At 67.5% G+C, this 15,133-nt stretch carries 9 protein-coding genes; 2 read left to right on the top strand and 7 right to left on the bottom strand.

Going from position 1 to position 15,133, the window contains the following annotated elements; all coding sequences use genetic code 11:
* Positions 1–59: 59 nt before the first annotated feature.
* The 7 genes from H7A87_RS03215 to H7A87_RS03185 all read right to left on the bottom strand — a co-directional run bounded on the left by H7A87_RS03215 (position 60) and on the right by H7A87_RS03185 (position 10,605).
* Positions 60–785: a LytTR family DNA-binding domain-containing protein gene (locus H7A87_RS03215; protein WP_166767620.1), complete on the bottom strand. Its 726-nt coding sequence runs from the start codon at positions 783–785 to the stop codon at positions 60–62.
* A gap of 32 nt (positions 786–817) precedes the next feature.
* The gene (locus H7A87_RS03210; RefSeq protein ID WP_104583743.1) at positions 818–1,870 is read right to left on the bottom strand and encodes a sensor histidine kinase; all 1,053 of its coding nucleotides are present in this window, start codon (positions 1,868–1,870) and stop codon (positions 818–820) included.
* Positions 1,871–1,874: 4 nt separating this feature from the next.
* Positions 1,875–2,543 carry an alpha/beta hydrolase gene (locus tag H7A87_RS03205; RefSeq protein ID WP_104649246.1) on the bottom strand — a complete coding sequence of 223 codons (669 nt, stop codon included), beginning with the start codon at positions 2,541–2,543 and terminating at the stop codon, positions 1,875–1,877.
* A gap of 171 nt (positions 2,544–2,714) precedes the next feature.
* Positions 2,715–4,652 (bottom strand): glucans biosynthesis glucosyltransferase MdoH, encoded by a 1,938-nt coding sequence (gene mdoH / locus H7A87_RS03200; RefSeq protein WP_119129545.1) that lies wholly within the window; start codon positions 4,650–4,652, stop codon positions 2,715–2,717.
* A gap of 1,318 nt (positions 4,653–5,970) precedes the next feature.
* Positions 5,971–7,599, bottom strand: coding sequence for a M28 family metallopeptidase (locus H7A87_RS03195; protein WP_104583826.1), 1,629 nt, complete (start codon positions 7,597–7,599; stop codon positions 5,971–5,973).
* Between the two features lie 308 nt (positions 7,600–7,907).
* A complete protein-coding gene (locus tag H7A87_RS03190) occupies positions 7,908–8,888 on the bottom strand; it encodes a GGDEF domain-containing protein (RefSeq protein WP_164738999.1) in 981 nt (326 codons plus the stop codon).
* A gap of 229 nt (positions 8,889–9,117) precedes the next feature.
* Complete coding sequence (locus H7A87_RS03185) at positions 9,118–10,605, bottom strand: SulP family inorganic anion transporter (protein ID WP_119129544.1); 1,488 nt, start codon at positions 10,603–10,605, stop codon at positions 9,118–9,120.
* Between the two features lie 211 nt (positions 10,606–10,816).
* Between H7A87_RS03185 and H7A87_RS03180 the strand changes: the two genes are divergently transcribed.
* Both H7A87_RS03180 and H7A87_RS03175 read left to right on the top strand, forming a co-directional pair.
* Positions 10,817–12,271: a glycoside hydrolase family 5 protein gene (locus tag H7A87_RS03180; protein WP_115675969.1), complete on the top strand. Its 1,455-nt coding sequence runs from the start codon at positions 10,817–10,819 to the stop codon at positions 12,269–12,271.
* 306 nt (positions 12,272–12,577) lie between these two features.
* On the top strand, positions 12,578–14,710 hold the full coding sequence (locus tag H7A87_RS03175; RefSeq protein WP_180496982.1) for a methyl-accepting chemotaxis protein: 2,133 nt from the start codon (positions 12,578–12,580) through the stop codon (positions 14,708–14,710).
* Positions 14,711–15,133: the final 423 nt, after the last annotated feature.

Raw genomic sequence — 15,133 nt, 5'->3', positions numbered from 1 at the left:
CGCCCGCAGCACCGTGCCGCCCACGGCCAATGACCCGGCCACACCCGGCATGCCGCGCGCTAGCGCAACTGCTCGCGCAGGCTGGCCACGCAGCGGCGGCTCACTTCCAGGGGGTGCGGCACGTTGCGCAGCACCGCATGCACCTGGCCATCGCCGCTGCGGCGCAGCTCCACCAGTTCGTCGCGCGCGACCAGGCAGTTGCGGTGGATGCGTACCAGGCGATCGGCAAACTCGTCTTCCAGCGATTTGAGCGACTCTTCGATCAGGTCCTCGCCACGGCTGTGGTGGACGATGACGTATTTTTCCTCGGCCTGCAGGTAGCGGATATCGCCGATGGCGATCAGCCGCAGGCTGCCGCGCAGGCGTGCGCACAGGTGCGTGCGCGGCGGCGCGGCGCTGGGCGCACGCCCAGCCAGAAAGGTGGCCACCTTTTCCAGCGCGGCGGCCAGGCGTTCGGGGCGCACCGGTTTCATCAGGTAATCCAGCGCGGCGGCATCGAAGGCCGACAGCGCATGCTGGTCGTAGGCGGTGCAGAACACCACCGCCGGCTGCGGCTGGTTCTGGCGCAGCAGGCGCGCGGTTTCCAGGCCGTCGACGCCGGGCATGGCGATGTCCAGCAGCACCAGATCCGGATGCAGGTGGTGGCACTGCTGGAGCACCTGCTGGCCGTTTTCGGCCTCGCCGATCACCTCGACGTGCGGATGTTCACCCAGCAGCATGCGCAGGCGCTCGCGCGCCAGTGGCTCGTCATCGGCGATCAGCACCCGCACTTGCGTGGCCGTCATGGACATCCCCCTTCGCTGCAGCGACTCCCCCGTCACGGCAGCGGCAATGTGATCTCACACGCATAGTAGCCCTCGGCCCAGCTGGCCGCCATCCGTGCCCCGGCACCGAACTGGAATGCCAGCCGGTGCGAGATGCTGGCCTGGGCGTGGCCGGCACCGGCCACCAGCGGCAACTGGGTGCCCGGCTGCGGGGCGGGATTGACGATACGGATCTGCAACTGGTTGTCGCGCTGGCGCAGCGACAGGTACAGCGTGCCGCCCTCGGGCATGCGCGAGACGCCATGCAGCACGGCGTTTTCCACCAGCGGCTGCAGCACCAGGCGCGGCATCGGCAGCTCCCATGGCAACGGCTCCTGCCGATGCCAGCGCACCTGCAAGCGTTCGCCCAGGCGCAGTGATTCGATCGCCAGATAGCGCTCGGCCAGTTCGCATTCGGCGCGCAAGCTGGACACGCCTTCGCCGGCACCGAGCGCGGCGCGGAACAGGTCCGACAGATCCAGCACCGCCTGCTCGGCCACCACCGGGTCGCGGCGCAACAGGCTGGCGATGAGATTCATGCTGTTGAACAGGAAATGCGGGCGGATGCGCGCCTGCAAGGCATCGGCCTGGGCACGCGCATTGGCCTGCACCTGTGCTTCCCAACGGTCGCTGACGTAGAAGTAGCGCAGCGCCAGCGCGGTAATCAGCACCACGGTCGCCGCACTGCCCAGGGTGAAGCGCCAGAAGCCGACCAGGGGGCCAAGCGGGGCCTGGTCGAGCGCCGCATACAGGGCATGCACGATGCCGGCACCGAGCATGGCCACCACCGCGGCGATCGACAGCGCGGCCAGCGCGCCCACGCGTGGCGGCAGCCGCGACAATGAAGGCCGCAGCACGCACAGCAGCACGCTGACCGCCAGCGCCAGCCACAGCGCCAGGCCGCTGGCCGAGACAAAGCGCGACACGGTGATAGTGCGCGCCGCACCGGCGTCGGGCACCAGGGTCACCACCAGCACCACCAGTTCGGCCAGGCCCAGCATGGCGCCCAACCGTGGCAGCCGGCACAGGTCCGGCATCCAGGCGATCTGGGGCGCGTGCTGGGCCATGACCTCAGGCGGCGGTGAAGCGCGCCTGCATCCAGTTGCGCAAGGCCTCGATCTCTTCCAGGCAGACCTGGTGGCCCATCGGGTAGGTGTGCCAGTCCAGCTCGAACCCGAGCGTGCGCAGGGTCTGCATACTGGCCTGGCCGGCGCCGAACGGCACCACCGGATCGGCCGTGCCGTGGGCCATGAACACCGGTTGGCGGGCGGCGGCCGGCTGCAGCTGGCTGGCGGCCGCCGCCGGGTCCGGCAGGTAGGTGGACAGGGCGATCAACCCGGCCAGCGGCACGCGGCGCTGCAGCCCGACCGCCAGGGTCACCGCGCCGCCTTGCGAGAACCCGGCCAGCAACAGGCGCTCAGGGGCAATGCCGCGGGATTGCTCATGGGCGATCAACGCCTCGACCTGGGCCACCGATTCGGCGATGCCGGCCTTGTCGGCACGCGTGGCGAAATCCACGCCGACGATGTCGTACCAGCCGCGCATGCGCACGCCGTTGTTGATGGTGATCGGGCGGACCGGCGCATGCGGAAACACGAAACGCAGCGCCGGCCACTGCGGGCGCACCAGCTCCGGCACCATCGGGGCGAAGTCACTGCCATCGGCGCCCAGGCCGTGCAGCCACAGCACAGTCCATTGCGGGTTCGGTCCGGTCTCGCGTTCGATCACTTCCAGCATCATCCAGCTCCGCTTGCGGGCTGGGCATTATGCCTTGCGCCATCGGCCGGGCCGCTCACGGAGCGGCCAAGCGACATGCGCGTGACCCGGGTCGCCACTGTCGCGGCCTGCCTGGCAGGACAGGCGGGTAGCTCACGCTGCGCATGGCCATACCGCCATGCGCCCGGCAGGCGCTCAGATCAGCGACGGCTCCAGCGCGGCGGCGCGGCGCAGCTCGGCCGCTCGCACCAGCACCTTGGGCGGATCGAGCTCTTCGGGAATGCAGAAGATGCCGGCGCGGCGCAGGCCTAGGCCGGTGCGACGCAACGAGGTCAACGCCACCACCGGGATCGACACCGCCATGCCCACGATCACCGGCGCCATCCAGGCCGCCAGCGACGGCGATACCGTATAGGCCACCGCCCCCATGAACAGGCCGAACACGGTCAGCCCGCCGTAGCTGCGCAACAGCGCCGGCCACGACAGCTTGCCGTCGTCGCGCACCTGCGCATCCCACCCCGAATCCTTGCCGGCCAGCACTTCGAACACGCCGCGCGACTGCAGGTACATCACCACCGGCGCCATCAGGGCCGCCAGCACGGTTTCCAGCAGGATGCTCAGCAGCGCGCGGATCGCGCCGCCGCAGGCACGCAGCTCGCGCGGGTTGAGCAGCAACGCGATGTAGCCGAGTAACTTGGGCGCCAGCAGCACGAACATGGTGCAGACAAAGATCCAGATCGCATTGCCCTGGCTGCTGCCATGCCAGTAGCGGGCAGGCGAGAACGGCAGGTCGCCGGCCAGATCGATGCCGCCACCGGCCAGCGGAATGCCGATGCCGATCAGCATCAGCAGGCCCCACATCGGCGCGGTGAAGTAATGCCCGATGCCGATCAGCATGTGCATGCGGCTGATCCAGTGCAGGCCCTTGGCGCCGACCACCTTGGCATGCTGCAGGTTGCCCTGGCACCAGCGGCGGTCGCGGATCAACAGGTCGGTCAGCGTGGGCGGGCCTTCTTCGTAGCTGCCCTGCAGGTAGGGCACCATGTGCATGGCCCAGCCGCCGCGCCGCATCAGCGCTGCTTCGACGAAATCGTGGCTGAGCACATGGCCGCCGAACGGCTTGCGCCCGCGCAGCGACGGCAGCCCGGCGTGGTCGGCAAAGGCCTGGGTGCGGATGATGGCGTTGTGGCCCCAGTAATTGCTCTCGGCACCGTGCCACCAGGCCACGCCGAAGGCGATGATCGGCCCGTACACGCGCCCGCCGAACTGCTGCATGCGGGCGAACAGGGTCTGCCCGTTGACCACCGCCGGCAGGGTCTGGATCAGGCCCACGTCCGGATTGTTTTCCATGCCGGCGACCAGCCGCACGATGGTGTCGCCGGTCATCACGCTGTCGGCGTCCAGGATCAGCATCTGCGGGTAGTTGCCGCCGAAACGGCGCACCCAGTCGGCGACATTGCCGGCCTTGCGCGCGGCATTGTCGGCGCGGCGACGGTAGAAGATGCGCCCGTGTCCGCCGACGCGATCGCACAGCTCGTTGTAGACCAGTTCCTCGGCAGCGCCGATGTGTTCGCGGGTGGTGTCGCTGAGCACGAAGAAGTCGAAATGCTCCAGCTGGCCGGTCTCGGCCACCGATTCGTAGATCGCCTGCAGGCCGGCGAGCAGCCGGCGCGGGTCCTCGTTATAGGTCGGCATCAGCAACGCGGTGCGCGTGTGCAGGGTCGGCAGCGGAGCGTCCGGGTCGATGCCGAGCTTGCGTCCGGCGCGCGCCACCACGGTGACGAAGCCGGCCACCGCGCTGGCGAAGGACATCGCGATCCAGGCAAACAGCAGCACGAACAGGCCGAGCAGGCAGCCTTCCAGCACGCTCAGGCCATCGGGCCACAGCACGCTCAGCATCACCCAGACCGCCACCGCAGTGGTGGCGACGGTGCCGCCAATCAGATAGAAACGCCGCAGGCCGATGCCGACCGGCGCGGTGCGCTGATGCGGCACCTGCAGGCGGCCTTCGCGCAGGGATTGCTCGGGCATGGCCAGCGGTGCTTCCGGTGGCAGCGTGGGCTGACCGGCGTCGAGGGCGGAAACGGGGGGAAGATCGGTTGGTGCGGGGGAAAGAGTCACTGTGCCGTCCATCAAGGCTGCCCGCCGCACGATCGCGGCAGTGTGGGCTGAAGCGGAAGATCCCTACCCGCTACGCGTGGCGCCGCCGTCGCATGCACCCTGGTCCGGGCAGGCCCGGCGGTGCGCGACCACGTCGCAGAATTAGCAGCTCTAAGACCACTCCGATGCACAAGCTCTCCTGGCTGCGACGATGACGCCGCGGCTCATCTTAAAGAATCGACCGTTAAAGGAAACGAAGGCCGCGCTGCAGTCTTCGCCCCACCTGACGAGGACCGCGCGGCAGACTACGCCGCAGCGACCGAACGCTACCCCAACAGATTGCAGTCTGGCACGCGTGCCGTCACGGGCGTCAAACCACGCTGTCGTGTCAGACAAATGCAATAGATGTGCCAGGAGGCGCAATCGGTTGTAGCGCCAGCCTGCCGGCGCTGGCGATCGCGGCGATGACGCTGACCGGATTGCGACGGCAGGCGCGCGTCAGGGGGGTCTCGAAATCAGCGCTATAGGCCCGCGCCGACCTTGGTTCTGGTCACGGAAGGTGCGTTCCGCACTCACTGATCGCTTCACGATGACCGGGCTTTTCGAGTCGGTGCCGCGCTTTGAGGCAGTCAGAAGCTCAGGTCAAACGCCTGGCGAGTCGAGGGCGCGGCGCCCTCACCGCTCGCGGGACACGCCGTGAACCCATCCCTGGGGGCTCGGTGGCGGCCTCCATGCCGCCACACGGTCCCGCAAACGGCGAGGACACCGCACCAGAGAGTTGACCGGCTGTTTTCTTGAAAACGTGTTGCTCGACATGCGGTGAGCAGACGAGACATTTGCAGGTCGCGTGTTGGAGGCCTGTCTGCCGCTCGGCTTGCGCGAGGAACTGATCGGACGCAACGTGATTCGAACAACGCACCCCATGCCCTGCTTGCACCACGCACACCGCCATCTCGACTGGTCCTTGCCCGCCCACCGTCGCGGGACCTTGAGCGGCATGGATGCCGCGCCAGAGCCTACAAGGACGTACTTGCGGCGTGTCCTGCGATGGTGGGCGGGCAAGGGCCCGGCAGCCAACCCGCGGCTCCGCCGCTCTGGCGCCCTCACCGCACGCCGATGCGCTGGCATTGGCCTGAGAACCAGGCCACTTGTCAGCCGCTTTGCAAAACGACGCAGGCATGGCACCCAGGGCTGCCTGGACAACCGCAGGCTCACCGCCTTGAAGCAACTGACAAGACCCCCGAGCACCGGGCACGTGGCTTGAGCCGGATGGCGGCATGCACACGGGGCACACGCCGCATCGGGCAACAGCGACGCCGCTGATGGAAGCGCCGTCGCCGCGTCAGCCGTCCTACTTGCGCGCCGCCTCGCTGGCATCGCGGGTGGCGCGGAATTCCGAATCGTTGCTCCAGTTCGGCCACTGGCGCGAATCGGCCAGCTGCTGGCCCAGCGCGTACAGCACGCCCAGGTCACGCGCGGCACCGGCGAAGGTCCAGTCCGGCTTCCACTCATCGCCCTGCTGGTGATAGCGCTTGGCGGTGTAGTCGTCGGAGGCGGCCTTGCCTGCGGCCACGCCGCCCACTTCCCAATCCTGCCCGGCCGCATACGACAGCGCAGGCACGCCACGCTTGGCAAAGGAGAAATGATCCGAGCGGAAGAAGTACCCTGCCTGCGGCTTGGGATCGGGCGTGTAGCGCAGCTTCCACTGGCCGGCGACGGTCTTGAGCTGATCGAGCAACTGGAGTTTTGCGGTGCCGTAGATGCCGAAATCGCGCGACGGCACGAACGGGCTCATACCGTCCATGTTGATCACCGCCACCGTGGTGTCCAGCGGATACAGCGGCTTGGAGGCGTAGAACTCCGAGCCCAGCAGGCCCTTTTCTTCGGCGGTGACGGCCAGGAACACCACCGAGCGCTGCGGCTTGGGGCCGGCGGCAAAGCCGCGCGCCAGTTCCAGCAGTGCGGCCGTGCCGCTGGCGTTGTCCAGCGCGCCGTTGAAGATGGTGTCGCCGCGTGCGTCCGGCTTGCCCACGCCGATGTGGTCCCAATGCGCGCTGTAGATCAGCGTTTCATCCGGATGCGTGCTGCCATCCAGCCGCGCCACCACGTTGTGCGAGGTGATCACATCGGATTTGACCTGGTAGCTGGCGCTCAACCCCTGGCCCTTGAGTTCGACCGGCTTGAAGCCGCGCGTCTGCGCCTGCTTCTTCAAGGCATCGAAATCCAGCCCGGCCTGCTTGAACAGGTCGGCGGCCAGGTCGCGCTGGATCCAGCCTTCCAGGGTGGGATGCGCCGCGCGCGGGTTGTCGCGCACCACATCGAACATGGTGTTGGTGTTGGAGCTGGCCACCGTGTCCCAGCCGTAGGAGGCGGGCGCGGTTTCGTGCACCACCAGCACGCCGAGCGCGCCCTGGCGTGCGCCTTCTTCGTACTTGTAGGTCCAGCGGCCGTAGTAGGTCATGCCGGCGCCGTCGAAGGCGCCCTTGCCGGTTTCGAAATCCGGGTCGTTGATCAGCACCACCGCGATCTTGCCTTTCAGGTCCACGCCCTTGAAGTCGTCCCAGTCGCGCTCCGGCGCCTTGACGCCGTAGCCGACGAACACCAGCGGTGCGTTGGCGATGTCGACCTTGGACGAGCCGTCCAGCGCGGCGCGGATGGCGATCTGCTTGCCCTGGGTCAGCGCCTGCGGCTTGCCGGCATGCTGCAGGGCGATGGTTGGGGTGCCGACGATATCGGCGCGGCGCAGCGGCACCGCCTGGGTCCAGGCGCGCTTGCCGTCGCGCAGATCGCCGCCCGGCTGCAGGCCGGCAGCGGCGAACTGCTTGCTCAGGTAGGCGATGGTCTTTTCTTCGCCGGCAGTGGCCGGGCCGCGGCCTTCGTAGGCATCGGAGGCCAGCTCCTTGACGTCGCGCGAGATGCGCGCGCCATCGAAGGTCGGCGTGGCCGCCATCAGTGCGGTCGAGACCGCCATCGCCAACATTCCCATTGCAACGCGTTTGGTAACAACTCGCTTCACTGCAGCACCCAGGTAGTGTCCGAACAGCCCTGGAGTGTAGCCACTGCGGCGTTCGATCGGGTGTGCACGGCGGCAACCGATGCGCGCGGCGACGTGCAGTGGCAGCGACGCAGCACTGATCGACATGGCCAGGTGGCGATGCCATGCGACGATGCTGCCACCGACGCGCGGCCTGCGCTGTGCGGGCGTGTCATGGCGCCGGGTGGCGTCCAGCCGCCGCATGCCGCGGCGGCCGACACTGCAGCGCTGCCGCCGGCGAACGCCGATGCGTCTCAGAACAGGTCGACGCTGCCGACCTGCTGGGCAACCTGGCGCATCTGCCCGCTGGCCACCAGTTCGGCGTAGACCTCGGCGCGGTTGCGGCCATGCTGCTTTGCCCAGTACAGCGCCTTGTCGGCCTCGTCGAGCAACTGGCTGATCAGCCGGCCGTCGGTCAGCTCGACGATGCCGGCGCTGAGCGTGACCTTGCCGACCTGCGGAAATACATGCTCGGCCACCGCCACACGGAAGCGCTCGAACAACGCCACCGCCGTGTCGCGATCCACTCCGCGCAACACGATCACAAACTCTTCGCCACCGAAGCGGAACAGCAGGTCGTCCTGACGGAAGCAGCGCTGCATCAACTGGGCCACCAGCAGCAGCACCTCGTCGCCATACAGATGGCCGAAGCCGTCGTTGACGCGCTTGAAGTGGTCGATGTCCACGATCCCCAGCCACACGCCTTCGCTGGCCGCTGCATCCGCGCCACCGGAGAACAGGCGCAGGATCACATCGTCGAAGGTCTTGCGATTGCGCAGGCCGGTCAACGCATCGCGCTGGGCATCGTCGAGCAGGCTGCGGTAATTCTGGAAGAAACGTGCGAAGCCCTGCAGCATCACCTGCTCGGCGGCGCCGGGTGCGCGCGTGCCGCCCACGCGCAGGCAGGTGCGGATCCCGCGTGCTTCCATCATCGGATACACCAGCAACGCGCGGCCGTCCTGCTGCAACTGCACCACATCGCCCGGCCCGTGCAGGTCGGCCAACTGCGTGCGCAGGTGCGCGTCGTGGATGTCGGCCACCGTCAGCGACAGCCGGCCATCCTCGCGCAGCCGCGTCTCGGCCATGGTGCGGCCATCCGGGGCGATGCGCAGCAACGACAGCTCCTCGGACGCGCAGACCTCGCGCATGGTGCGCAACAGGCTCAGATCGAGCAGATCGGCGTCGCGGATGGCGGTCAGGTCCACCATGCGCTCCAGCAACGGTGCCGTGGTCATTGCCGCGCCATCCCGCGGGCGGACGCAGGCCCGCAGCGCCGGTCACGGCACGCGGGCACACCTCTCGGACTGGAACGCACTGGCATCACGGCGGGTTACCGGCAATCTCGATGCCGGTTCATCGGCGCTGCGCGCGCGAACTTGAGTCTGCCCGCCGGCCGCCGCCGCGCACGGCCAGCCGGCGTACACGGATGTGCAGGCGCGCGACAGGCCTGCATCCCTGCGCCGCTTAGGGCAATGCGGACTCCAGCGCATCGTCGCCCAGCGCGTGCGCCTGCATCAGCCGCCGGCTGCCGGCATTCAGGCCTTTGACCTGGACCTCCAGCCCATGGTGGCGCAGCCGCTGTACCACCTTGTCCAGCGCCGCCACCGCGGTGATGTCCCAGAAATGCGCGCGGCTGACATCGATCACCACCGCACGACCAGGCACCTGGCGCGCGTCGAAGGCGTCGATGAACACGTCGGCCGAGGCGAAGAACACCTGCCCGCGCACGTGGTAGGTGCGCACGCCATCGTCGCCGTCGCTGTGCGTGATCTGCAGCAGCCCGGCCACCTTGAAGGTGAAGAACACACCGCTCAGCACCACACCCACCGCCACGCCGGCGGCCAGGTTGCGGGTGGCCAGGGTCACCGCCACGGTGGCCAGCATCACCACGCTGGAGGTGCGCGGATGGGTGACCACGGTGCGCAGCGAACGCCAGTCGAAGGTCTCGGCCGAGACCATCACCATGATCGCCACCAAGGCGATCACCGGTACCTGCGAGACCCATGGCTTGAGCAGCACCATCAGGATCAGCAGGAACACGCCGGCGAACAGGGTCGAAAGACGGCCACGCCCGCCGTACTTCACGTTGCCCACGGTTTGCCCGATCATGCCGCAGCCGGCGATGCCGCCGAACAGACTGGCAGCGGTGTTGGCCAGGCCCAGCCCGGTGCACTCGCGGTTCTTGTTGCTCGGAGTGTCGGTGAGTTCGTCCACCACGCGTGCGGTCATCAGCGATTCGAGCAGCCCCACCATCGCGATGGCCAGCGCCGGCAAGGCGATGATGCGCAAGGTCTCCAGCGTCAGCGGCACCGCCGGCCATTGCAGGAATGGCAGCGCGTCGGGCAGCTTGCCCAGGTCGGCCACCGTCTCCAGCGGCAGATGCAGGGCCGAGCCCAGCAGCGTCAGCACCAGGATGCACAGCAACGGCGACGGAATCGCCGACACGCCCGGCAGCGGCAGCCGTGGCAGGCCGTAGATGATGAGCAGGCCCAACGCCAACATGCCCCAGGTGGCCAGGTTGGCGTGCTGCAGATGCGGCAGCTGCGCGGCAAAGATCAGCACCGCCAACGCGTTGACGAAGCCGGTGCGCACCGAGCTGCTGACAAAGCGCATCAGCACGCCCAGCCGCAACAGGCCGAACAGGATCTGCACCGCACCGGCCAGCAGCCCGGCCGCCAGCAGATAGGGCAAGCCGTGTGCGGCCACCAGCGGTGCGGCCACCAGGGCCACCGACCCGGCCGCGGCGGAAATCATCGCCGGGCGCCCGCCGAAGAACGCGATGACGATCCCGATCACGAACGACGCGAACAGCCCCACCTGCGGGTCGACACCGGCAACGAACGCAAAGGCGATCACTTCGGGAATCAGCGCAAAGGTGGCGACCGCACCGGCCATCAGTTCGCGCGCAGGCGAGGCGCGCCATTGCGCCAGTTCGGCACGCAAGAAAGACATTGGAAGACACTCCGGGGACAGAAAGGACAGCCTGCGGACAGGCCACAACGGCGATAGTGTGCGCGAAAGCGAACCGGCCCGCAGCCGGCGTGTGATCGGTGCGGCAATGCGCCTTTCTGTGGGCCGGATCACGCCAAACGGCGCAGCCGCGGACCAAGATGCCCCCCTCACCGGGTTCGGGTGTCGAGCCGGGTTCGCTAGGGAGACCACCATGTCCATCTTCAGGACTGCACGTACGCTCGCACTGGCCACGGCGCTGGCGCTCGCCGCCGCACCGGCCTTCAGCTACTCCATCAGCAACAACAAGATCGTCGACGACAGCGGCAAGGTGGTCCAGCTCAAGGGCGTCAACGTGTTCGGTTTCGAGACCGGCAACCATGTCATGCATGGCCTGTGGGCACGCAACTGGAAGGACATGATCAACCAGATGCAGGGCCTGGGCTTCAACGCCGTGCGTCTGCCGTTCTGCCCGGCCACCCTGCGCAGCAGCACGATGCCGACCAGCATCGACTACAGCCTCAATGCCGATCTGCAGGGTCTGAGCTCGCTGCAGATCCTGGACAAGGTGATCAACGAATTCAACGCACGCGGCATGTACGTGCTGCTGGATCACCACACCCCCGACTGCGCTGCCATCTCCGAGCTCTGGTACACCGGCTCGTATTCCGAAGCGCAGTGGCTGGACGATCTGCGCTTTGTCGCCAACCGCTACAAGAACGTGCCCAGCGTGATCGGCCTGGACCTGAAGAACGAACCGCACGGTGCCGCGACCTGGGGCACCGGCAACGCGGCCACCGACTGGAACAAAGCCGCCGAGCGCGGTTCGGCCGCGGTACTGGCGGTGGCGCCCAAATGGATCATCGCGGTGGAAGGCATCACCGACAATCCGGTCTGCTCGACCAATGGCGGCATCTTCTGGGGCGGCAATCTGCAGCCGCTGGCCTGCACCCCGTTGAACATTCCGGCCAACCGGCTGCTGCTGGCACCGCATGTGTACGGGCCGGACGTGTACGCGCAGGCGTACTTCAACGACAGCACGTTCCCCAACAACATGCCTGCGATCTGGGACCGTCACTTCGGCCAGTTCGCCGGCACGTATGCGCTGCTGCTGGGCGAATTCGGCGGCAAGTACGGCGAGGGTGATGCGCGCGACAAAGTCTGGCAGGACGCGCTGGTGCAGTACCTGCGCAGCAAGGGCATCAACGAAGGCTTCTACTGGTCGTGGAATCCCAACAGCGGCGACACCGGCGGCATCCTGCGCGACGACTGGACCAGCGTGCGCGAAGACAAGATGGCGCTGCTGCGGACGCTGTGGGGCACGCTGAGCAGCACCACGCCGACGCCCGCACCGACTCCGACTCCGACTCCGACTCCCACGCCAACACCGACACCGACACCGACGCCGACACCCAGCGGCAGCTTCAGCACCAAGGTGAGCGTGGACAGCCAGTGGAACGGCGGCTACTGCAATCGCGTGCAGGTCACCAATACCGGCACCGCCAGCGGCACCTGGGCGATCTCGCTGCCGGTCACCGGCACCGTCAACAATGCCTGGAACGTCACCTGGTCGCAGAGCGGCAGCACGCTCAAGGCCAGCGGCGTGGACTTCAACCGCACCCTGGCGGCCGGTGCGACGGCCGAGTTCGGCTTCTGCGCGGCAGGCTGATGCACTGCGGCGGGCACGCAGTGCGTGCCCGCCGTCGCTTGCACGCTGCCGACAGTCTGCAAGTCACCAATGTCGCGTCACCCATCGATCGCTGGATCGATGCCCATGACCTTGTAGGAGCGCCCCCGGGCGCGATGGGGCGTTATCGATAACGCCCCATCGCGCCCGGGGGCGCTCCTACATTGCAGCTGTCGCAAGCGAACGCTGCCGCAATTAGCATTCAACCCGCATGCGAATCAGCCGCTATCCATGACATAGCGCCGTGTGCGCGTTCTGGATCTCGTTGCCATGCCTGTCGTGTCCCTGTTGCGTCGTCACGTTGCCAATCTCCCGCTCACCCGCAAGTTCGTCCTGCTGTGCAGCTTGTTGACGGTGGGCGTGATCCTGCTGGCAGTGGCAGCGGCACGCCTGCAGTATCTGGACCTGATCGAGGCGCGCAAGCTCAGCGTCAAGACCGAGGTGGAGATGGGCCTGACCGTGATGCAGCACTATGCCGACAAGGCCAAGGCCGGCGAACTGACGGTCGAACAGGCCAAGGAAGCTGCGCGCACCACGCTGGCGGACATGCGCACCAACGACGGCGTGGACTACTTCTTCATCGTCGACCCGCAGATGCGCATCCTGATGCATCCCAAGCGCGCCGTCGGCACCGACATGAGCGACTACAAGAGCGATGCCGGGCAGTACGTCTATCGTGACATCAAGACCGCGATCGAGCGCGGCGACGGCTTCAGTTACTACGATGCGCCCAAGCCCGGCAAGCAGGAACAGCTGCCCAAGATCAGCTATGCCAAGACCTTTCCGGCCTGGAACTGGGTGCTGGTGATGGGCGTGTACGCCGAGGACATCCAGGTGCAGGCCTGGGGCTTCACCCGCACCCTGACCTTGATCGGCGGCGCGCTGGTGGCCATGGTGATCGGCCTGTGCTGGTTGATCGCCTCGGCGATGGCCGCACCGCTGCGCGCAGCATCGCGCACCGCCGAGGCGATTGCCTCGGGCCGCTTCGATAACGATATCCGGGTCGAGTCGCGCGACGAGACCGGCCAGCTGATGCACAGCATGCAGCAGATGCAGACCCAGTTGCAGCGCTTCAACGGCGAGATGCAGACCATGATCCGGCTGCAGCAGGGCGAGAACATCGCGCACCGCATTCCGGAGGATTTCCCCGGCGATTACGGCACCCTGGCGCACGGCGTGAACACGGTGGTATTCGAGCATCTGGATGCCATCAACGAGGCGATGGACCTGATGGGCGAGTATGGCCGTGGCGATCTGCGCCGCGACATGCGCCGCCTGCCCGGCCAGCGCGCGGCGCTGCATGAGGCGCTGGATACGGTGAAGGGCAATCTGTCGGCGATCAACAGCGACATCGCACGCCTGGCCGATGCGGCCGCGCGCGGCGACTTCTCCGCACGCGGCGAGCAGGCGCGCTACCAGTTCGCGTTCGCCGAGATGGTGCAGGCCTTGAACCGGCTGATGCAGCAGGCCGATGCAGGCCTGGATGATGTCGGCCGCATCATGGCCGCGATTGCCGATGGCGACCTGTCGCAGCGGGTGGAATCGCATTACGAGGGCGCATTCGGCCGCCTGGCCAATGCGGCCAACCGCACCGCGATCCAGCTGACCACCATCGTGCAGGGCATCCAGCACTCGGCCGAGATGATCAACACCGCCGCCGGCGAGATCGCCAGTGGCAATGCCGACCTGTCCACGCGTACCGAGCATCAGGCCGCGAACCTGGAAGAAACCGCCGCGTCGATGGAAGAACTCACCTCCACCGTGCGCCAGAACGCCGACAACGCGCGCCAGGCCAATCAGCTGGTCAAGGGCACCGGCGAGGTGGCCGAGAGCGGTGGGCGCGTGGTGCAGGAAGTGGTCACCACCATGCAGGCGATCACGCAATCGTCGGCGCGCATCTCCGACATCATCGGGGTGATCGACGGCATCGCGTTCCAGACCAATATCCTGGCCCTGAACGCGGCGGTGGAAGCGGCACGCGCCGGTGAGCAGGGCCGCGGATTTGCGGTGGTGGCCACCGAAGTGCGCGCACTGGCGCAGCGTTCGGCCGGCGCCGCCAAGGAGATCAAGCAGCTGATCTCCGATTCGGTGGAAAAAGTGGCGCAGGGCTCGGACCTGGTGCAGCAGGCCGGCAGCACGATGACCGAGGTGGTCAGCTCGGTGAAGCGGGTGACCGACATCATGGCCGAGATCACCGCCGCCAGCACCGAGCAAAGCGCCGGCATCGAGCAGGTCAGCACCACGGTGATGCAGCTGGATGAAATGACCCAGCAGAACGCGGCGCTGGTGGAAGAAGCCACCGCCGCGGCACGCAGCATGGAAGATCAGGCGGCGGATCTGACGCGCGCCGTGGCAGTGTTCCGCCTGGTGCCGCAGCAGGCTGCGCTGCCGCAACGACGCTCGGTCGTGCAGGCGGCTTGATCGATGGGGTGATCGCCCGCGTTTTGCGCGGCGGGAAGAAACGGCAGGCACGGCACTGGTGCGCCTGCCTGGGAGCAGCGGATCGGGGGCGGCGGATCGGGGGCGCAGTGAGCAGGACAACGCGTGCCTTGTCCTGCTCGTAACCATGTGCACCGACCCTCTTGACCGGTCCTTGTCTGCCCGCCGTCGCGGGACCTTACGCGGCGTGGGTGCCGCCTAGGAGCTGACAGGGACGTACTTGCAGCGTGTCCCGCGACGGTGGGCGGGCAAGGGCCGTGCAGCCAGGCCGCAGATCAGCCGCTGTGCAATCGACGCATCCATACGGTTATCGCCTCTAAACACGACAGGGATCTAGAGCTTCAACGCCGCGGACAGTGACCATCGATCGATGCGATTGCATTGCCAGCGCCACATCGATCCGTG

Origin of the sequence: Xanthomonas sp. CPBF 426 (assembly GCF_903989465.1) — a bacterium.
Taxonomy (GTDB): domain Bacteria; phylum Pseudomonadota; class Gammaproteobacteria; order Xanthomonadales; family Xanthomonadaceae; genus Xanthomonas; species Xanthomonas euroxanthea.
Note: the sequence above shows the minus strand (reverse complement) of the source record. Positions and strands in the feature narration are given on the sequence as shown.

Bases quoted from the DNA above. Each gene is read 5' to 3' on its own strand.
- H7A87_RS03205 (WP_104649246.1), bottom strand. From the start codon at position 2,543: ATGATGCTGGAAGTGATCGAACGCGAGACCGGACCGAACCCGCAATGG.
- mdoH (WP_119129545.1), bottom strand. From the start codon at position 4,652: ATGGACGGCACAGTGACTCTTTCCCCCGCACCAACCGATCTTCCCCCC.
- H7A87_RS03190 (WP_164738999.1), bottom strand. From the start codon at position 8,888: ATGACCACGGCACCGTTGCTGGAGCGCATGGTGGACCTGACCGCCATC.
- H7A87_RS03215 (WP_166767620.1), bottom strand. From the start codon at position 785: ATGACGGCCACGCAAGTGCGGGTGCTGATCGCCGATGACGAGCCACTG.
- H7A87_RS03185 (WP_119129544.1), bottom strand. From the start codon at position 10,605: ATGTCTTTCTTGCGTGCCGAACTGGCGCAATGGCGCGCCTCGCCTGCG.
- H7A87_RS03180 (WP_115675969.1), top strand. From the start codon at position 10,817: ATGTCCATCTTCAGGACTGCACGTACGCTCGCACTGGCCACGGCGCTG.
- H7A87_RS03210 (WP_104583743.1), bottom strand. From the start codon at position 1,870: ATGGCCCAGCACGCGCCCCAGATCGCCTGGATGCCGGACCTGTGCCGG.
- H7A87_RS03195 (WP_104583826.1), bottom strand. From the start codon at position 7,599: ATGTTGGCGATGGCGGTCTCGACCGCACTGATGGCGGCCACGCCGACC.